The organism is Xenorhabdus entomophaga, from assembly GCF_037996725.1.
Lineage (GTDB): Bacteria > Pseudomonadota > Gammaproteobacteria > Enterobacterales > Enterobacteriaceae > Xenorhabdus > Xenorhabdus khoisanae.
The window spans coordinates 1-454 of sequence record NZ_JBBMXH010000344.1; the positions used below are offsets into that span (position 1 = coordinate 1).

Sequence of the window (454 nt, forward strand, 5' to 3'; positions counted from 1 at the left end):
TGGATAATTCTCCGGAAATAAAAAACCGCCCGCAGGCGGCTGAGTCAATGGGGTGAGTTTGTGGGTTTACTGCCAGATCTGGCATTCCAGTGTGGCGCGGTACAGGCTCGTGTCCGGCTCGTACCCTTGGGTTTCACTGAGTTCCGTGGGGTTCAGTCCGGCAATCGCTGACCGGGTCTTATTCCGTATCGCCCGGGCCTCATCAATGGTCCCGGCATAAACATCAATTTGCAGGTTATTGAGCTGGCCCGCCTGCCCGTTCAGCACATCCTGATCGAGGCTGTAGAACGAAAAAACACACCACGGCGCCCCGGGTGGCGGATTTTTTGGGGACCGGGGGACAACATAAGGGAAAACCTTATACGGCAATACGGGGTTCAGCAGCGGGAAAATGTCAGCCTCGGTCATTTTGACAATACCTCGTCAATCGCCTGATTCGCCCGCTCAATGGCAG

General features: G+C 55.5%; 1 protein-coding gene. It reads right to left on the reverse strand.

Going from position 1 to position 454, the window contains the following annotated elements; genetic code table 11:
- Positions 1-66: 66 nt before the first annotated feature.
- The gene (gene gp17 / locus AAC854_RS23115) at positions 67-408 is read right to left on the reverse strand and encodes a tail completion protein gp17 (protein ID WP_340619130.1); all 342 of its coding nucleotides are present in this window, start codon (positions 406-408) and stop codon (positions 67-69) included.
- Positions 409-454: the final 46 nt, after the last annotated feature.

Coding starts and splice junctions, on each gene's coding strand:
- gp17 (WP_340619130.1), bottom strand. CDS start 408: ATGACCGAGGCTGACATTTTCCCGCTGCTGAACCCCGTATTGCCGTAT.